17 protein-coding genes are annotated in these 18,565 nt (G+C 72.4%); 5 read left to right on the forward strand and 12 right to left on the reverse strand.

Annotated elements, in window-relative coordinates:
* Position 1: 1 nt before the first annotated feature.
* The 4 genes from LL648_RS16730 to LL648_RS16745 form a co-directional block, all read right to left on the reverse strand.
* Complete coding sequence (locus LL648_RS16730) at positions 2-817, reverse strand: SWIM zinc finger family protein (RefSeq protein ID WP_232663498.1); 816 nt, start codon at positions 815-817, stop codon at positions 2-4.
* Complete coding sequence (locus LL648_RS16735) at positions 810-3,962, reverse strand: DEAD/DEAH box helicase (protein WP_232663499.1); 3,153 nt, start codon at positions 3,960-3,962, stop codon at positions 810-812. Before LL648_RS16735 ends, LL648_RS16730 begins: the two co-directional genes overlap by 8 nt.
* 178 nt (positions 3,963-4,140) lie before the next feature.
* Complete coding sequence (locus LL648_RS16740) at positions 4,141-4,458, reverse strand: GNAT family N-acetyltransferase (protein ID WP_232663500.1); 318 nt, start codon at positions 4,456-4,458, stop codon at positions 4,141-4,143.
* Entirely contained in the window at positions 4,455-5,438 is a 984-nt protein-coding gene (locus LL648_RS16745; protein WP_232663501.1) for a pirin family protein, read from the reverse strand. The genes LL648_RS16740 and LL648_RS16745 overlap by 4 nt, the downstream gene beginning before the upstream one ends.
* A gap of 157 nt (positions 5,439-5,595) precedes the next feature.
* Here LL648_RS16745 and LL648_RS16750 point away from each other — a divergent pair, with 157 nt between their 5' ends.
* Genes LL648_RS16750 through LL648_RS16760 form a run of 3 tightly spaced genes read left to right on the forward strand, consistent with a single transcriptional unit; the run spans position 5,596 to position 7,643 of the window.
* Positions 5,596-6,309, forward strand: coding sequence for a class I SAM-dependent DNA methyltransferase (locus tag LL648_RS16750; RefSeq protein ID WP_232663502.1), 714 nt, complete (start codon positions 5,596-5,598; stop codon positions 6,307-6,309).
* 22 nt (positions 6,310-6,331) lie between these two features.
* Complete coding sequence (locus tag LL648_RS16755) at positions 6,332-7,216, forward strand: SMP-30/gluconolactonase/LRE family protein (RefSeq protein WP_232663503.1); 885 nt, start codon at positions 6,332-6,334, stop codon at positions 7,214-7,216.
* Position 7,217: 1 nt separating this feature from the next.
* Positions 7,218-7,643 carry a TIGR03668 family PPOX class F420-dependent oxidoreductase gene (locus tag LL648_RS16760; protein WP_232663504.1) on the forward strand — a complete coding sequence of 142 codons (426 nt, stop codon included), beginning with the start codon at positions 7,218-7,220 and terminating at the stop codon, positions 7,641-7,643.
* Between the two features lie 377 nt (positions 7,644-8,020).
* On the opposite strand, the gene LL648_RS16765 is transcribed toward LL648_RS16760, so the two are convergent.
* Positions 8,021-8,650, reverse strand: a complete 630-nt coding sequence (locus tag LL648_RS16765) for a TetR/AcrR family transcriptional regulator (RefSeq protein WP_232663505.1) — start codon at positions 8,648-8,650, stop codon at positions 8,021-8,023.
* A 118-nt stretch (positions 8,651-8,768) separates the two neighbouring features.
* Here LL648_RS16765 and LL648_RS16770 point away from each other — a divergent pair, with 118 nt between their 5' ends.
* Positions 8,769-10,187, forward strand: a complete 1,419-nt coding sequence (locus tag LL648_RS16770) for an MFS transporter (RefSeq protein WP_232663506.1) — start codon at positions 8,769-8,771, stop codon at positions 10,185-10,187.
* Here the strand turns inward: LL648_RS16770 and LL648_RS16775 are convergent.
* The 6 genes from LL648_RS16775 to hppD form a co-directional block, all read right to left on the reverse strand.
* Positions 10,153-11,202, reverse strand: coding sequence for an ABC transporter ATP-binding protein (locus tag LL648_RS16775; protein WP_232663507.1), 1,050 nt, complete (start codon positions 11,200-11,202; stop codon positions 10,153-10,155). The two genes, LL648_RS16770 and LL648_RS16775, sit on opposite strands and share 35 nt — an antisense overlap.
* Positions 11,199-12,221: an ABC transporter ATP-binding protein gene (locus tag LL648_RS16780; protein ID WP_232663508.1), complete on the reverse strand. Its 1,023-nt coding sequence runs from the start codon at positions 12,219-12,221 to the stop codon at positions 11,199-11,201. The genes LL648_RS16775 and LL648_RS16780 overlap by 4 nt, the downstream gene beginning before the upstream one ends.
* Complete coding sequence (locus LL648_RS16785; protein ID WP_232663509.1) at positions 12,218-13,117, reverse strand: ABC transporter permease; 900 nt, start codon at positions 13,115-13,117, stop codon at positions 12,218-12,220. Before LL648_RS16785 ends, LL648_RS16780 begins: the two co-directional genes overlap by 4 nt.
* Entirely contained in the window at positions 13,114-14,070 is a 957-nt protein-coding gene (locus LL648_RS16790) for an ABC transporter permease (RefSeq protein WP_232663510.1), read from the reverse strand. Before LL648_RS16790 ends, LL648_RS16785 begins: the two co-directional genes overlap by 4 nt.
* A gap of 7 nt (positions 14,071-14,077) precedes the next feature.
* Entirely contained in the window at positions 14,078-15,724 is a 1,647-nt protein-coding gene (locus LL648_RS16795; protein ID WP_232663511.1) for an ABC transporter substrate-binding protein, read from the reverse strand.
* Positions 15,725-15,932: 208 nt separating this feature from the next.
* Complete coding sequence (hppD, locus tag LL648_RS16800; RefSeq protein ID WP_232663512.1) at positions 15,933-17,078, reverse strand: 4-hydroxyphenylpyruvate dioxygenase; 1,146 nt, start codon at positions 17,076-17,078, stop codon at positions 15,933-15,935.
* 93 nt (positions 17,079-17,171) lie between these two features.
* Between hppD and LL648_RS16805 the strand changes: the two genes are divergently transcribed.
* Positions 17,172-17,708 carry an Lrp/AsnC family transcriptional regulator gene (locus LL648_RS16805; RefSeq protein WP_232663513.1) on the forward strand — a complete coding sequence of 179 codons (537 nt, stop codon included), beginning with the start codon at positions 17,172-17,174 and terminating at the stop codon, positions 17,706-17,708.
* On the opposite strand, the gene LL648_RS16810 is transcribed toward LL648_RS16805, so the two are convergent.
* Complete coding sequence (locus LL648_RS16810; RefSeq protein WP_232663514.1) at positions 17,692-18,471, reverse strand: alpha/beta fold hydrolase; 780 nt, start codon at positions 18,469-18,471, stop codon at positions 17,692-17,694. The genes LL648_RS16805 and LL648_RS16810 overlap by 17 nt on opposite strands.
* Between the last annotated feature and the right edge of the window lie 94 nt (positions 18,472-18,565).

Consider the following 18,565-nt stretch of genomic DNA (forward strand, 5'->3'; position numbering starts at 1 on the left):
CTTACTCGCCCAGCGCTTGGTAGGCGGGGCGGAGGAGTTCGGCGACACGTTCGCCGCGGACGGTGATCGCGAACGTCGGGAGCTGGTCGAGCAGCGCGTCGGACGGCGTCTGCGGCCGGCTGAGCAGATCGGCCTCGGCGGCCTGCGGGCCCATGGTGAAGAAGCTGTCGAGGACGTCGGCGAGAGCGGGCGTCTCGGTCGAGTGCACCGTGTCGGCGGCGGCCCGGCGGGCGCGCAGGTCGTCGAGCAGCGTCTCGCGGTCGCGCCCGCGCAGGGCGAGGATCTCGAACGGGTCGGCGTCGAACCGCTCCGCGAGCACGTAGAACACCGCGGCGAGGTGCTTGCACGGCACCTGGACGTCGGGGCACGTGCAGTCCATCGACAGGTCGCGGTCGGACGCCGGGAAGAGCGCGAAACCCGCCGCCTCGAACACCGCCTCGATGTCGCGCGGCATCTCGCCGTTCAGCAGCGCCGCGGTGTAGCTGGCGTCCTCGGCCAGCGCCTGCGCGACCGCTGCCCACTCGGCCTTGCCGAGCGTCGGGATCCCGATCCGCACCTTGTACGGGCGCGGCCGGGTGCCCTGCACCTGCGCGACGGCACTGCCGGCGGAGACGTCGAGCGAGATGATCTGCCCGGCGCGCGCGTAGTTGCGCCCGCGCGCCATCCGGCCGCCGACGCCGATCGACTCCAGCACCGCGATGAACCGGCCCGACCACCAGGTGCGCGCCACCTTGCCGCGGGTGCTGTTGATCTGGATGCCGCCCTCGACCTTGCGCGGCCGGGCCGGCACGGCATCCATCCACCACGGATCAGGCATCGCCGCCCTCCTCGCCGACCGCTTCTTCGCCCAGTGCTTCTTCGCCCAGTGCTTCTTCGCCCAGGGCCTCGTCGCCCAACGCGAAGACCTCGCGCAGCGACTCCGTGTCGAGCTCGGTGAGCCAGCCCTCGCCCTCGCCGACGACCATCGCCGAGAGCGCCTTCTTCTTCGTGATCATCGTGTCGATGCGTTCCTCGACCGTGCCGGGGCAGACGAACTTGCGCACCTGGACGTTGCGGCGCTGCCCGATGCGGAACGCCCGGTCGGTCGCCTGGTTCTCGACGGCCGGGTTCCACCACCGGTCGAGGTGGACGACGTGGTTCGCGGCGGTGAGCGTCAACCCGGTGCCGCCGGCCTTCAGCGACAGCAGCATGATCGACGGCCCGGTGCCCGACTGAAAGCGTTCGACCATCGCGTCGCGCTTCGGCTTGGACGTCCCGCCGTGCAGGTAGGCGACCTCGGTGTCGAACCGCGCGGACAGGTGCGGCACGAGCATGTGCCCGAACTCGGTGAACTGGGTGAAGCACAGCACGCGGTCGCCCTCGTCGAGGATCTCGCCGAGGATCTCCTCCAGCCGGATGACCTTGCCGGAGCGCCGCCCGATCGCCGAGCCGTCGTGCAGCAGCTGGGCGGGGTGGTTGCACACCTGCTTCAGCTTCGCCATCGCGGAGAGCACGTTGCCGCGCCGCGCGATGCCCTGCGAATCCTCGATCTTCTCCATCATGTCGTCGACGACCGTGCGGTACAGCGACGCCTGCTCGCGGGTCAGCCGGTAGTGCTGGTTGATCTCGATCTTCTCGGGCAGGTCGCTGATGATCGACGGATCGGTCTTGACCCGGCGCAGGACGTATGGGCGCGTGATCCGGCGCAGCAGTCCCGCGGCCTCGGTGTCGCCGTGCCGCTCGACCGGGATCGCGAACCGCGTGCGGAACCGCTCGGTGGTGCCGAGCAGGCCGGGGTTGAGCACGTCCATCACCGACCAGAGCTCGGCGAGCCGGTTCTCCACCGGCGTGCCGGTGAGCGCGACGCGATGGCGGGCCTCGAACCGGCGGACGGCCCGCGCCGGCGCCGAGTAGGAGTTCTTGACCGCCTGCGCCTCGTCGAGCACGAGCCGCTGCCACTGGTTCCCGACGAGCTCCTCGACGTCGCGGGTGGCGGTGCCGTACGTGGTCACCACGATGTCGGACGCGGCGATCCGCTCGACCAGCTCGTCACCGTGCAGCCGGCCGGCGCCGTGGTGGGCGTAGACCCGCAGGTCGGGGGCGAATTTCGCGGCCTCCCGCTGCCAGGTGCCGACCAGTGACATCGGGCAGAGCAGCAGCGTCGCGCCGTGCTCCGCGCCGGCCGTGCTCCGCTCGTACGCCTCCAGTGCGAGCATTTGGACGGTCTTGCCGAGCCCCATGTCGTCGGCGAGGCACGCGCCGAGCCCGAGCGACGACAGGAACGCGAGCCAGGCCACCCCACGCTCCTGGTACGGCCGTAGCTGCGCGCGGAAACCCGGCGGCACCACCACCGGCACGAGCTCCTGCGCCGCGCGCCCGTCGAGCATGTCGCCGATCCAGCCGGTGGTGCGGATCGACGTGACCGGCAGCGGGGTTGCGCCGTCGGCCGTCCAGTCGTCGGGGTGGCGTTGCGCCAGCGCGAGCAGCTCGGCCGCCGTCGGTGCCGCGCCGCCGCGACGCGTGCGGGCCTTGCGCAGGAACTCCAGCCCGGCGCGCAACCGGTCGGCGTCGACGCTCACCCACTTGCCGCGCAGCCGCACGAGCGGTGCCTTCGCCGCGACCAGCTCGGTGATCTCGTCCTCGCCGAGCTCCTCGTCGCCCACGGCGATGGACCAGCGGAAATCGGCCAGCTCCTCGCGGCCCAGCCCGCCCCTGGTGATCACGCGCTCGGTCGGGGTGCTGCGCGCGGAGAGCGTGAGCCCGACCCGGCGCGCGCCGTCCCAGCCCCTGGGCAGCTGCACCCCGAACCCGGCCTCGACGAGCAGCGCCGCGCCGCTGGTCAGGAACTCGTGGGCGCCGCCCATTTCGAGGTCGATCACCGACGGCCGGGCCTGCCGCAACGCGGGCGCCAGCATCGGCAGCACGAGCGCGGCCCGACCCAGCTCGGCGAGCAGCAGCTCCGGCGGGTCGGCCATCAGCCGCTGCGCCTGCCCGGCCCACACCTGCTCGGCCGCGACGAGCAGGCTCGGGTCGGTCGTCGACTGGAGGAAGAACTCCAGCACCCACTTCGTGCCGTCGCCGGTCTGGTCGGCGGGGTCGTCGAGCGGGCCGGCCGCGTCGTGCAGCGTGCTGACCTCGGAGAGCCGGAAGCTCGCGCGCCCGGCACCGGCCTCGCCGCTGCCGACGGCGTCCCAATCGGCGACGGCCGCGGCCAGCGCGTCGAGCTCCGGCGCCGGGGCGTCGACCCTGGCGTCGGCGGTGAGCAGCGCGCCGAGCCAGATCTCCGTCGCGGTGACCGCGGAGCGGCGGCCGGCGACGAGCGTGATCGGACGGTCGGAGCGGGCGAGCTTGTCGCGCACGGCGGCGTCGACCAAGGCGTAGAGCGCGCCCGTGACCAGCGCCGCGGGGTCGGAACCGGCGAGCGGGCGGCCCGGAAGACCGGTGTGCTCGGCGCGGGCGACCGGCGGCATCGACGCCACCAGCGCGTCGACGGCGACGGTGTCGAGCCCTTGCAGGACGGGACGCCACCGCGCGAACGTCGCCGTGCCTTCGCGGACGAGGGTCGGGAGCACCCGCCCGCGACCGGCGAGATCGGCGGCGAGCGCCGCGACGGCCCGCAGGTGCGTGACGCTCGAACCGTAGCGGGCCAGCTCGGCGGGGTCGTCCAGCTCGGCGGGGTCGACGACCAGCGCGGGCACCGACCACGGCCGCAGCGTGGGCTCGGCCCGGGAGGCGCCGCCGCGACCCTCCGGCCGGACCAGCTCCGGCGACGCGAGCGGCCCACCCGGCCGCGACGGCAGCAGCAGCGTGATCATCGTCGGCTTGCCGGGGTGCAACGCCGCCAGCTCCGTCGACGTCGCGGCGAACGGGTGCGGGCGGGCCGTGCGCAGCGCGCGGCTCGCCGCGGTGGCCGGCCGGTCGCCGTCCTCGGCCCACAGCACCACACCCCGGTCGGGGGACCACAGCGCATGGACGGCGAGCACGACGCCAGGCTACGAGCCCCCGCCGACAGGAGCGGGGACGGCCCGCCGGGACTCGGTCCGTGATCGGGTCCCGGGGGAGGGCAGGAAAGCCACTTTCCGGCCCTCACAGGGCAGGAAAGTGGCTTTCCTGCCCTCGGCGCGCAGCGCCGGGAGCTGAATCCGGGGGAGCCGGGCCGCCTCAGCCGGCGAGGAGGCCGAAGCGGGAGCGGGACGTCTCGGGCACGAGGTCGAGGAAGTCGGGGTGCTTCTCGATCCACGACCGCACGAACGGGCAGAACGGCAGCACCCGCAGGTCGCGCTCGCGGGCGCTCTCCAGCGCCGCCTTGATCAGCCGGCTGGCCAGCCCGCGCCCGCTGTACGCCTGGTCCATCTCGGTGTGGGTGAAGGCGATGGTGTGGCCGCGCAGCTCGTACTCCGCGAAACCGGCCACCACGCCCTCGACGAGCACCTCGAAGCGACTGCGTTCGGTCGCGTCGCGGACCTCGGACACCGTCACGCGTCACCCCCTGCTGATCCGTGCGGGACGTAGGTCGCGGGGATCACGCCCAGCTTGCCCTTCTGGTAGTCCTCGAAGGCCTGCATGACCTCCGCGCGGGTGTTCATGACGAACGGTCCCGCCCATGCGATCGGTTCGCGGATCGGCGCCCCGCCCAGCATGACGACCTCCAGTCCGGCCAGCCGCGACTCCTGCGTCCGCGACGCGGCGACGCTGATCGTGTCGCCCTGCCCGAACAGTACGGCCTGCCCGGTGCGGACGGGGTGCTGCTTCGGCCCGACCGTGCCTTCCCCGGCGAGCACGTAGAGCAGCGCGTTGAAGTCGCGTCGCCACGGCAGCCGGATGCTCGCGCCCGGCGAGACGGTGGTGTGCATCATCGTCATCGGCGTGTACGTCGAACCGGGGCCGGAGTGCCCCGCCAGCTCGCCGGCGATGAGGCGGATGAGCGCGCCGCCGTCGTGCGTGGTGAGCAGCGCCGATTCGCCGGCGCGCAGGTCCTGGTACTTCGGCTCGAGCCACTTGTCGGCCTTCGGCAGGTTGACCCAGAGCTGCAGCCCGTGGAACAGCCCGCCGCTGGTGACGAGCGACTCCGGCGGCCGCTCGATGTGCAGCAGTCCGCCGCCCGCGGTCATCCACTGGGTATCGCCGTTGGTGATCACGCCACCGCCGCCGTGCGAGTCGGCGTGCTCGAACGTGCCGTCCATGATGTAGGTGACGGTCTCGAAGCCGCGGTGCGGGTGCCAGGCCGTGCCCTTGGGCTCACCGGGGGCGTACTCGACCTCGCCCATCTGGTCCATCATCAGGAACGGGTCGAGGTCGCGCAGGTCGATGCCGGCGAACGCGCGGCGGACGGGGAAGCCCTCACCCTCGAACCCGGAGGGGGCGGTCGTGACCGAGCGCACCGGCCGGTCGACGGCTCCGGCGCCCGGCTCCGGCACGCGCGGCAGAACGGTGATGTCCGGGACCGTGACGGCGGGCATCGGAACCTCCCAAAGTTGATTCAGCAACTACCCGGGAGAACGGTACCGCGACCCGTTCTCTTCCCGGGGTGGTCGGATGGGTGCGGGACGCACACGTTTCCAGGCACAGCGTGCGTCGCGCACTCGTGCCGCGCGCTCCGGTGCCAGAGTGGGGGCCATGTCCGACAACTGGCCCGCGGAGTTGCTCGCCGATGGACGCTCGCTGCGCGACGTCGGGGGTGGCGTCCGCAGCGCGCTCCCGTCGAGCGACGCGGGCGCGCCCTACGACCGCACGGCCGCCGCGTACGACCGGCTCGTGCGCAGCCGGCTGTACAACCGCGCGGTGTGGAGCACGAGCCCGGAGGCCTACGTCGCGTTCGCCGCCGATGCGATCGGCAGTTCCGACGGGCCGCTGCTCGACGTCGGTTGCGGAACGGCGCTGTTCACGGCCGCGTTGTACCGGGCGTCCCGGCGCCGCATCGCGCTTGTCGACCGGTCGCAGGGGATGCTCGCTCGGGCCGCGCAACGCATCGGGGGCAGGTTCGGGGCGGCCGGGCCGGCGCTGCTGCAGGCCGACCTGTTCGGGCTCCCGTTCCGCCCGGGCTCGTTCGACACCGTCACCTGTCACGGGGTGCTGCACCTGATGGACGACGTGCCCGCGGTGCTGCGTGCGTTGCGCGAGCAGGCGGCGCCGGGCGCGGGCCTCTTCGCGTCGTCGCTGGTGGGGGAGTCGAGCCGGGGGCGGGCGTGGCTGCGGATGCTGCACAAGGCGGGCGAGGTCGTGGCGCCGCGGTCGGCCGCCGAGGTGGTCGCGCTCGCGCGTGCGGAGTGGGGCGAGCGGGTCGAGGTGCGCCGCGACGGGTGCATGCTGTTCCTCACCGCGCGGGCGTGATCGATCCGCCAGACTGATCGCCATGACCTCTACGCCCACCGCCGTGCTGGAGAGCTACTCGTTCCTGGAAGGCCCGCGCTGGCGCGACGGTCGCCTCTGGATCTCGGACTTCTACACCCACCAGGTGATCTCGTGCCGCGGCGACGGCTCGGACGTGCGGGTCGAGGCGGAGGTGCCCGAGCAACCGTCCGGCTTGGGCTGGCTGCCCGACGGCAGGCTGCTCATCGTCTCGATGCGCGATCACGCCGTGCTGCGCAGGGAGCCCGACGGAACGCTCGCAGTGCACGCCGACCTCTCGGCGCACGCGAGCGGCGTGCTCAACGACATGTTCGTGGACGCGGCCGGACGCGCCTACGTCGGCAACTTCGGGTTCGACCTCATGACGGGCGCCCCCGTCCGGTCCGCAGCGGTGGTGCGGATCGACCCGGACGGCAGCGTCGCGACCGCGACCGAGGAGCTGCACTTCCCGAACGGCACGGTGGTCATCGGCGACACGATGGTCATCGCGGAGACGCTGGGCAACCGCATCAGTGCCTTCGACGTCGCCGCCGACGGCACGCTCGGGCCGCGGCGCGACTGGGCGCGTTTCGGCGAGCTGTCGTCGAGCACCGTCGTCGGGGAGGTGCTCGGGGCGGCATCGGTCGCACCCGACGGGATCTGCGCCGACGCCGAAGGTGCGGTCTGGGTGGCCGACGCTCTGGGCAACCGGGCGCTGCGGGTGCGCGAGGGCGGCGAGATCCTCGCCGAGGTCGACGCGGGCACCGGGGTCTACGCCTGCGTGCTCGGCGGCGACGACGGCCGGACGCTCTACCTCTGCGCCGCACCCGGCTTCGCCGAGCACGAGCGGCGCGACACCCGCGAGGCGCGGCTGCTCGCGGTGACCGTCGACGTGCCCGCCGCCGGCTGACGTGCCGGCGCCCGATCCCGCCGAGCTGCGGGCGCGGTTCGCCTCGGCGCGGGTCGCGCGGCTGGCGACGCTGCGACCCGACGGCTCACCGCGGCTCGTCCCGGTGACGTTCGCGCTGGTCGACGAGCTGATCTGCATCGCTGTGGACGAGGTGAAGCCGAAGCGCACGACCCGCCTCGCCCGGCTCGCCGACGTGCGGCGCGACCCGCGGGTCGGGCTCCTCGCCGACCACTACGCCGACGACTGGGCGCAGCTGTGGTGGGTCCGCGTCGACGGGACGTGCGCGGTGCACGACGACGGCCCGGTGCGCGCGGCCGCGCTCGGCGCGCTGGTGGCGAAGTACGAGCCGTACGCCGGCCGCCCGCCCGACGGTGTGGTCATGGTCATCACGCCGGGCCGGTGGAGCGGCTGGGCGGCGACGGGGTAGCCGGCCCCGAACGGGATGCGTGCGTCGCGCCCTCATCCGCCGAACAGCCCGCCATCGGCTCGGCCCGGCTCCGCGGCCCGGGCAGCTGACGTCGAGACGCGGTCGAACTTCCCCACCGTTTTGTGCACTTGCGCGCCGTGGGAGCGCGCATCCATCCAAAACGATGGGGAAGTCCTACGGCCGGTAGAGCGCGGCCAGCCGACACCGCGTAGAAGGTCCCCACCGTTTTGCCTACCTACACGGCGTTTCGGGTGTGCAGGTTGGCAAAACGGTGGGGAAGTTCCCCATCGTTTTGGGTACTTGCGCGCCGTGCGGGCGCGCATCCACCCAAAACGGTGGGGAAGTTGGCTACGGCGCGTTCAGGTGCAGCCGGTCACTCACCCCCCGCCCAACCCCAGCGTCTCCGAGATGATCGCCATCTGGTCGGCGTAGTGCCGGATGAAGTCGGGGGAGCGGGGGTCCACCCCGAACACCCCCTCGATGACGTGCGGCAGGGACGTGGTCGCCATCGCGGCGGCCATCAGCATGACGGCGAGGCAGGCCGGGTCGATCGCGGCCGGCACGCGGCCGGCCTCCTGCAACGCGCGGATGGTTTCGACGGTTTCCTGCAGCCGTTCCGCGCGCGGCTTGTGGTCGAGGTCGTCGGCGGGCCCGCTGTACTGCAGCCCGCCCCAGGCCAGCAGGCGGACGCCATCGGGGTTGTGCAGGGCTTCGAGCGCGTACCGGCGGACCTGCTCCGGCAACGGCGTGCCGGGTGCCGCAAGCTCGCTCTGCCGCTCCAGCCAGCGCTCCGACATGGCCTGGTAGAGGCCTTCCTTGCCGTCGAAGTAGTACGAGATCAGCTGCTGGTTGACCCCGGCGCGCCCGGCGATCGAGCTGATCCGCGCGCCGGCGTAGCCGTGGGCGCCGAACTCCGCCTCGGCGGCCTCGAGGATGAGCATGCGGGTGCGCTCGGGGTCGCGCTGGCGCTCCTGCGGCTTCGGCGAGCGCCGGGGCTTCGTGGACACGGCCGCCATCATACGCACACATGACAGTGCTAGTGCACTGCTGCACTTAATCAAACAAACGATTGACACAGTCTGTGAAGCGGTTGACTATTGCCCTCTCCGAGGAGAGGGGTTCGTCGTGGAGAGGCATCCACTCAGGTGGTGGGCACTGGCGGTAGCCGTGCTCGCCGTGCTCGTCGACATGATCGACAACCAGATCGTCGCCGTCGCGCTGCCGACGATCCGGCACCAGCTGGCGACCGACGAGGCCGCGTTGCAATGGATCTCGGCCGGGTACGCGCTGGGTTTCGCGCTCACCTTGATCACCGGCGGCCGGCTCGGTGACGGCTACGGGACGAAGCGGATGTTCCTGCTGGGAATGTCCGTATTCACCGCGGCGTCGCTGGCTGCGGGCTTGGCGCCGAACGCCGGTGTGCTGATCGCGGCGCGGATCGCGCAGGGGATCGGAGCGGGCCTGATGGTCCCGCAGGTGCTCGCGTTCATCTTCGCCGAGTTCGACGACGAGGAGCGGCCGAAGGCGATGGCCGTGTTCGCGGCCGCGTTCCCGCTCGGCGGGATGGCCGGCCCGCTGCTGGGCGGCGTGCTCACCGAGGCCGACGTCTTCGGCAGCGGCTGGCGGGCGATCTTCCTGGTCAACCTGCCGATCGGCGTGCTCGCGGTGCTCGGCGCGCTGCTGACCATGCCGAACCGCGCCGGGTTCATGCGCCACCGCATCGACGCCGGCGGTCTCGCGCTGCTGACGGCCGGGCTGTTCGCGATCTTCTACCCGCTGGTGCAGGGCCGTGAGCTGGGCTGGCCGTGGTGGTCCATCGCACTGCTGGTGGCGTCCCTTCCGCTGCTCGCCGGCTTCGCGCACCACCAGCGGGTCACCGCCCGCCGCGGTGGGGAGCCCTTGATCCCGCCCGACCTGCTGCGCCACCGCAGCCTCTCGGTGGGCCAGCTGGTGCTGCTGTGCGTCAACACCGCGGTCGGGGTGTTCTTCGTCCTCACGCTGCACCTGCAACTCGGGCTCGGGTTCTCCCCGCTGCAGGCTGCGCTGACGTTCCTGCCGGCAACGGTCGGGGTCGTCGTGGGGAACGTCGTCGCGATGCGGCTCGCGCCGCGTTACGGGCGGCCGTTCGTCGCCGCGGCCATCGCGGTGCTGCTGCTCGGGCTGGCGTCGATCGCCGCGCTGGTCGTCACGCAGGGGGACGCATTGGGCGGCTGGATGCTGCTCGGGCCGGCCGTGGTGCTGGGCCTCGGCATGGGTGCGGTGCTGAACGCGCTGTTCGGCACGGCGATGTCGCAGGTGCGCCCGGACCGGGCCGGCGCGGCGTCGGGGATGTTGAACACCACCGTCCAGCTCGGCTCGGCGACCGGTATCGCGCTGTTCGGGACGGTCTTCTTCGGCCGCCTCGACGCCGGCTACGTCCCCGCGACGGCCACCGCGATCGGCATCAGCTGCGCGGTGCTCGTCGTGGCGCTCGCGCTCACCGCGGCGCTGCCGCGCGTCGACAACGACGTCATGGCTGTTCCGGAGCCCGCGGGGCAGCCATAACGTCGTTCTCGACGGCACTGTCGACGGTCACGAGGGTGCCGGGTGCGCGGACGTCCGGCCCGGTCCCGTCGTCGGCGACGAGGTGGCAGGCGACCCGGCCCCGGGGGATCGGGCGCAGCGCCGGCACCTCAGTGCGGCAGCGGTCCTCGGCGACGGGGCAGCGGGTGTGGAAGCGGCAGCCGGGTGGTGGGTCGGTCGGCGACGGGATGTCGCCGGTGAGCAGCACCCGCTGCCGCGACCGCTGCTCACGCGGGTCGGCCAGCGGCGCCGCGGAGAGCAGGGCCTGGGTGTACGGGTGCGCGGGTGCCGAGAACACGGTCTCCCGCGAGCCCTGCTCGACGAGCGTGCCCAGGTACATGACGGCGACGTCGTCGGCGAGGTACTCGACCGCGGCGAGGTCGTGAGTGATGAACAGGCACGCGAAGCCGAGGTCGCGTTGCAGGTCGGCGAGCAGGTTGAGCACGGAGGCCTGTACGGAGACGTCGAGCGCGCTCGTCGGCTCGTCGGCCACCAGCAGTCGCGGCGACGACACCAGCGCCCGCGCGATGCTCACCCGCTGGCGCTGGCCGCCGGACATCTCGTGCGGGTAGCGCTGCGCGACCTGCCGGCGCAGCCCGACCTGCTCCAGCGCGTCCCCGACCCGCTGCTCGCGCTCCTTGCGCGAGGGGACGAGGTCGAGCAGGCGCAGCGGCTCACCGACGATGTCGCCGACGGTCAGCCGCGGGTCGAGCGAGCTCGCCGGATCCTGGAACACGATCGAGACGTCCTTGCGGTGCGGTCGCAGCCTGCGTCGGCTCAGGTGCGTCACGTCGGTGCCGGCGAGCCGGACGGTGCCGGCGGTGGGGGAGAGCAGCCGCACGACGCACCGGCCGACCGTCGACTTGCCCGAGCCGCTCTCGCCGACGAGCGCGAGCACGCGGCCGCGCTCGATCCGCAGGCTCACGCCGTCGACGGCCCGGACCGCACCGAAGTGCATGACGAGGTCGACCAGCTCCAACGCCGGGGCGTCCGTCATCGCGCCTCCTCGTCGGCCGGGTGCCAGCACGCAGCTCGATGTGTTCCTGCCGACCCTGGACGGGCTGCAGGCAGCAGCGGCGGTTCCGCGGTCCGGCACTTGTCGTCGGCCGCTGGGCACCGGTCGGCGAACGTGCAGGCGGCGGGCTGCTCGGCGAGGACGGGCACCAGGCCGGGGATCTCCCGCAGCCGGCCCTCCTCGCTGCGCCGCGCCGCCGTCGGCACGGCCCCCATCAGCCCGATCGCGTAGTGGTGGCGCGGCGCGTCGAACAGCTCCTGCGTCCCGGCGGTCTCGACGACCCGCCCCGCGTACATGACGAGCACCCGGTCGGCGATGTCGGCCACCACCCCGAGGTCGTGGGTGATCAGCACGATCGCGGTGCCGAGCCGCTTGCCGAGGTCACGCAGCAGGTCGAGCACCGCGGCCTGCACCGTGACGTCCAGCGCGGTGGTGGGCTCGTCGGCGACGAGCACGGCGGGGTCGCACGCCAGCGCCATCGCGATCATCACGCGTTGCCGCATGCCGCCCGAGAACTGGTGCGGATACTCGCGCAGCCGCCGCGCAGGCTCCGGGATGCCGACGAGCCCCAACAGCTCCACCGCGCGTGCCTGCGCCTGCCGCTTGCCCATCCCGCGGTGCACCCGCAGCACCTCGGCGATCTGGCGGCCGACCGTGAACACCGGGTTCAGCGACGTCATCGGCTCCTGGAACACGTAGGCCACCTCGGAGCCGCGCACCTTCCGCAGCGCCTGCTCCGAGGCGCCGACCAGCTCGCGCTCGCCGAGCCGGACCGATCCCGTTACGGTCGCGCTGCCCGGGAGCAGCCCCGCCAGCGCCATCGCCGTGACGCTCTTGCCGCACCCCGATTCGCCGACGACGGCGAGCACCTCACCGGCGTCGACCTCGAACGAGACACGGTCGACCGCCGAGACGGGGCCGTCGGTCGTCCGGAAGGTGACGCTGAGATCGCGCACGCTCAGTGCCATCTTCGGGGCCGTCTTCGAGATCGGTACAGTCATCGGCTCGACCTCGGATCCAGCGCATCGCGCAGCGCGTCGCCGAACAGGTTGAACGCCAGCGCCACCAGCATGATCGCGAGCCCGGGCGCGACCGCGGCCCACGGCGCACGCGTGGCGTACTGCTGGGCGTCGGAGAGCATCGTGCCGAGGCTCGGGTCGGGCGGTTGGATGCCGAGCCCGAGGAACGACAGGATGGCCTCCCCGATGATCGCCACGGGGATCGCGACCGTCGCCTGCACGATCACCGCGGAGATCGCGTTCGGCAGGATGTGCCGGCCGAGCACCCAGACGTCGCTCGCGCCGTCGACGACCGAGGCCGCGACGAAGTCGAGGTTCTTCAGCCGCAGCGTCTCCGAGCGGACCACCCGGATCATGCCGGGGATCTGCGAGATCCCGATCGCGAGCGCGGCGTTGCCCAGGCTCGCCCCACGCACCGCGGCCAGCCCCACGGCGAGCACCAGGAACGGGAACGCGAGCATCAGGTCGGTGAAGCGCGAGATCAGGGCGTCGAGCGCGCGGAAGTAGCCGGCGGCGAGGCCCAGCGGCACCCCGACCGCCAGCGCGACGGCCACCGCGAGCACCCCGACCTGCAGCGACGCCTGCAGCCCGAACAGGATGCGGGACAGGATGTCGCGCCCGAGGTCGTCGGTGCCCAGCACGTAACCGACGGTGCCGGGGATCTGGAACTGCGCGTCGAAGTGCACCTGCGCCGCGGGGTAGGGCGCGAGCAGCGGGGCCAGCAGCGCGGCGAGCACGGCCAGGGCGAGCACGACGAACCCGGCGACGCCGATCGGGTTGCGCGCGAGGCGCCGCAGCGCGAGCCGTCGGCGCAGCGGCGGGACAGCGACCTCGGGATCGGATTTGGACGGCGGTTCGCTCACGAGGGGTTCGCTCACGACGCGGCTCCCGTCACGCGGATCCGCGGGTCGATCAGCGAGTACGCGAGGTCGACCAGGAAGTTGATCAGGACGTAGGCCGAGGCGGTCACCAGCACCACCCCCTGGATCACCGGGTAGTCGCGCTGGAACACCGCGTCCACCGTCATCTTCCCGAAGCCGGGCAACGCGAAGATCCGCTCGGTGACGACGGCCCCGGAGATGAGCGCGCCGAGCTGCAGCCCGACGATCGTTACGACCACCACGAGGCTGTTGCGCAGCGCGTGGCTGCCGACGACCGCACGTGGTGAGAGGCCTTTCGCGCGGGCCGTGCGGATGTAGTCGGCGCCGAGCGACTCCAGCATCGCCGAGCGGGTCTGGCGCATCACGACGGCGGCCAGGCCGCTGCCCAGCACCAGCGCGGGCAGCACGAGGTGGTGCAGGTTCGCGACCGGGTCCACGGTGAACGGGACGAACCCGGACGCCGGGAACCAGCCGAACCCGACCGCGAGGTAGATGATCGCGATCAGGCCCAGCCAGAAGTTCGGCACCGAGAGCCCGATCAGCGCGACGGCGTTGGCGAACCACTCCGCCGGACGCCCGCGGCGGACGGCGGCGAGCACCCCCGTCGCCCCGCCGACGAGCACCGCGACCAGCAGCGCGAACACCGAGAGCTGGATCGTCACCGGCAGCGCCGAGCCGATCATCGACGTCACCGGGATGCCGGTGCGCGTCGAGTCGCCGAGGTCGCCCGAGAGCGCTGCCGTCAGGAACTTCCAGAACTGAACGAGCAGCGGCTGGTCGAACCCGAACCGGGCCCGGATGGCCGCCAGTGACTCCGGGTCGCGTTCCTCGCCAGCGAACGCGAGCGCGGGGTCGCCCGGCAGCGCGCGGACGCCGAGGAACACCACGATGCTCGCGAGCAGCAGCGTCAGCGCCGACTGCCACAACCGGTTGAGCAGGTAGGTGCGCACGGCGTCGTCAGCTGGTGCGCCCCGCGAACGCGACCCGGATGACGCCGTCCGGGAAGACCTGCACGCCGGAGACGGAGGCGGCGACGCCCGTCAGGTTGCGCTGGCGGTACAGGTAGACGATCGGGTCGGCCTCCTGGAGCTTCGTCACGGCCTCGCCGTAGAGGCGCACGCGCTCGGCCTGGTCGGTGCTGGTGCGCGCCGAGGTCAGCAACGCGTCGAGCGCGGGGTCGCTGAAGCCGGCGACGTTCTGGCCGCCGCCGGTCCCGACGAAGTTGGTGATGTTCGCGTCCGGGTCGATGCGGCCCGACCAGCCCAGCTGCAGCATCTCGAACTCGCCGCGGTCCTGCTGGTCGAGCAGCGACGAGTACTCCACCGGCTGCAGCGTCAGCTGGAAGCCGCCCTCGGCGACCGTTGCCTGCAGCGCCTGCATGAGGCGCAGGGCGTCGGGTGCGTTGGTGACGGTGACCGTCAGCGGGTAAGGGACCGGCGCGCCGGCCTCGGCGAGCAGTGCCTTCGCCGCTGCCGGGTCGTGCGGGGTGCAGGCCTGCGCGGCGGGGCTGGTGAACTCGCTGTCGGGGCTGATCGGCGAGCACGCAGGGGAGTGAATGCCGCCGAAGACGGTCCGCACGAGCCCTTCGCGGTCGAGCGCCAGCTCGAACGCCTTGCGCACCCGCGGGTCCTTCGCGATCGGAGTGCCCTTGTCGCCGAGCGGCTGGCCGAGACCTGCCACGTTGCCGATGTTGATCGTCAGCGCCTGGTAGCCGAGCGAGTTCGACTCCAGCACCTGGATGCCTTGCTCACCGCGCAGCGCGGGCGCGTCCTGCGTGGAGAGGGTGTCGGCGACCTGAGCGTCGCCCGAGCGCAGGTTCGCGGCCCGGATCCCGGCGTCGGTGATGATCCGGTAGGTGATCGAGTCGAGCAGCACCTTGTCGGCGGCGTAGTAGTTGGGGTCCTTCACGACCTCGATCGAGTTCGCCGGCACCCGCTTGGCGAACTTGAACGGCCCGACGCACACGGGCGCGGTGCCGAACTTCTCGCCGAGCGCCTGCAGCGCCGTCGGGCTCATGATCATTCCGGCGCGGTCGGCGAGCGCGGCCGTGAGCGGGGCGAACGGCTTCGACAGCGTGACGACCACCGTCGTCGGGTTGGTGGCCTCGACCTTGGTGATCGGGCCGAGCTCGCTGCGCCGGGGTGAGGTCGCGGTGGTCAGGTTGCGGTCGAAGGTCGTCTTGACCGCGGCGGCGTCGAACGGCGTGCCGTCGGCGAAACGGACGTTCTCGCGCACCGGGATCGTGACGGTCAGGCCGTCGGCGGAGACCTGCGGGAGCGCGGTCGCCAGCTGCGGCACGATCTTGGTGTCCTGGTCGACGTCGTAGAGCTTCTCGCACATCGTGTGCATGACGTAGCGCGTGTAGAGGGAGCGCGACAGCGACGGGTCGAGCTGGTCGGGCTCGGCCGAGAGCGCGATCGTCAGCGTGCCGCCCGGCTTCGCCTTCGCCGTGTCGACCGGCGTGCCGAAGGAGTCGGTGCTGGGGGCGCCGGCGTTCGGGGCTGTCGACTGGACGGGCGAGCACGCGACGAGCAGCGCCGCGGCCAGAGCGGCGGCGACAGCGCCGAGCGAGGTGCGGGACGGACCAACAGCCCTTAACGGCATCGCGACTCCTCAGATGGGTGCCCACCAGCGGCGACGACCGTATCCGGTATACAACGTGTCCGCCAAGCGGGGGTCGCCAGGGAGTCGTGGGGGTTGCGCACGCGAGGGCAGCAAAGCCACTTTCCGGCCCCCACAGGGCAGGAAAGTGGCTTTCCTGCCCTCTCTGAGCCCGGGGTCGGGGTGCGGGCGGGTGCCAGGAAAGGGGCGCCTACAGGTTCCCGCGGCGCTCCTGCTCGCGCTCGATCGCCTCGAAGAGCGCCTTGAAATTGCCCTTGCCGAACCCGAGCGACCCGTGGCGTTCGATGAGCTCGAAGAACACCGTCGGGCGGTCCTGCACCGGCTTGGTGAAGATCTGCAGCAGGTAGCCGTCCTCGTCGCGGTCGGCGAGGATCTTCAGCTCGCGCAGGGTCTCGATCGGGACGCGGGTGTCGCCGACCCAGTCGGCGAGCGTGTCGTAGTAGCTGTCGGGGGTGTCGAGGAACTCGACGCCGGCCTCGCGCATGGCGCGGACCGACGCGACGATGTCGCCGGTGGCCAGCGCGATGTGCTGCACGCCGGGCCCGACGTTGAACTCCAGGTACTCGTCGATCTGCGAGCGCTTCTTGCCGACGGCCGGCTCGTTCAGCGGGAACTTGACCTTGTGGTTGCCGCTGGCCACGACCTTGCTCATCAGCGCGGAGTACTCCGTCGCGATGTCGTCGCCGACGAACTCGGCCATGTTCGTGAAGCCCATGACCCGGTTGTAGAAGGCCACCCACTCGTCCATGGCGCCCAGCTCGACGTTGCCGACGGCGTGGTCGACGGCCTGGAAGAACCGCTTGGCCGGGACGGCGGCGATGGGGCCGCGCTCGACGAAGCCGGGGGCGAACGGGCCGGTGTAGCGGGAGCGGTCGATGAGGGTGTGCCGCACATCGCCGTACGCCGCGATCGCCGCGACGCGCAGCTCGCCGTGCTCGTCGGAGACCGTGTGCGGCTCCTCGATCACCCTCGCCCCCGCGGAGCGGGCGTGCGCCACGGCGGCGTCGACGTCCGGGACGGTGATCGCGAGGTCGGCCACTCCGTCGCCGTGCGCGGCGACGTGCCGGCCCACCCACGTGCCGGCCTTGACCTCGCCGGTCAGGACGAACCGGGCCGAGCCGGCCTTGAGGACGTACTCCGCGAGCTCGGGATGGCCGGTTTCCGGGCCGCGGTAGGCGACGACCGTCATCCCGTACGCCGTGGAGTACCAGTGCGCGGCCTGGCGCGCGTTGCCCACGGCGAACCGGATGTGGTCGAGCCCTTGCACGGGAAAGACGTCTGCGGAGTCGTCGTGCGCGACTTCGCCGATCAACGGGTCGATGAGCGCCTCGGTCATGCCTTCAGTAGAAGGGCGACTAGGCAGTGTGACAACCTCCTGTTCAGGAGCTATGCGTTCGGTATAGCTGGGCTTCGATGGGAGGAGCTGCGGATGGTGGATCTGCCCAGCCCGCTCGACGCGTTGGACGTCGAGCTCATCGGGCTGCTGCGCGAGCATCCGCGGGCCGGGGCGCTGGAGCTGTCCCGGCTCGCCCGGGTCGCGCGCGCGACGGTGACCGCACGGCTGGAACGGCTCGACCGGATCGGGGTGATCACCGGGCACGGCCCCGACATCGGGCTGCGCGCCGCCGGGTTCGGCGTGCAGGCGTTCGTGTCGCTGGAGATCGCGCAAGGGGCGATCGACGACGTCCGCGCCGCGCTCGACGCGATCCCCGGCGTGCTCTCGGCCTACGCGACCACCGGCTCGGCCGACGTGCTCTGCCACATCGCCGCCGCGTCGCACGAGGATCTGCACGCGACACTGCTGGAGGTGGACCGCTCGCCCGCGGTGATGCGCTCGACCAGCGTCGTCGTGCTCTCGGAGGTGGTGGCGCCGCGCACGCTGCCGCTCCTGCGCGCCGCGGGGCTGCCGGCACCGAGCCGCGCGCCGGCTTACCGCAACACCGGGGGCGTCACCCGAGGGAACTGACGAAGCCGGCAACTGCGCGTTCGACGGTGCCGGGCAGCTCGAGGTGCGGCGCGTGCCCGCAGTCGAGCACCAGCAGCTCGACCGCTCCCTTCGCGGCGTCGCGCACCGCCTCGACGTGCACGACCGAACCGTACGGGTCGACGGTGCCCTGCACCCCGAGCGTGCGACAGGTGATCCCGCTCAGCTCGCCGCGGATGTCCCACGAGCGGAACTCGGCGCTCAACCAGACGTCGTTCCAGTTCCAGAACGTGACGTCGGGGTCGCGGTGGTGGCGGGCCATCCGGTTGCGCAGGTCGCCGTCGGTGAAGGCGGTGCGGGCGGCCTCGATGCCGCGCAGGCCGAGCTCCTCGACGATCACGTGCGGCGCCAGCACCACGAGGCCGCCGACGTCGGCGGCGGCCGCGTGCAGCAGCGCGATCGAGCCGCCGTCGCTGTGCCCGACGAGCACCGGCCGTTCGAGGCCCAGCCGGTCGCACACGACCGGGACGACGTCCTCGGCCTCCTCGTGCATGAACCGCGCCGTGCGCGGCCGCGGGGGAGGGTCGGAGAAGCCGTGCCCCAGCCGCGAGTACGCGACGGTGCGACGCCCCGTGGCGGCGGCGATCCTGCGGTGGAAGCCGCGCCAGAGCCCGATCGAACCGAGGCCTTCGTGCAGGAAGAGCAGCGGTGCAAGTGCGCCATCGGGCGCGCTGCCCGGCACGTCGTCGAACTCGACCCGACCGCCCGGCACGTCGATCAGCGGGAGGTTCGGCGTCGGACGCACGGCTCGACACTATGGCCGCGCCGTTGCGCGGGACACTCTCCCAACGGAGTGGCGCCGAACCACTTGCGATGGCGCCATTGTGGTGCCATAGTGA

This window comes from Pseudonocardia sp. TRM90224 (assembly GCF_021245725.1).
In the GTDB taxonomy this organism is placed as follows: domain Bacteria; phylum Actinomycetota; class Actinomycetes; order Mycobacteriales; family Pseudonocardiaceae; genus Pseudonocardia.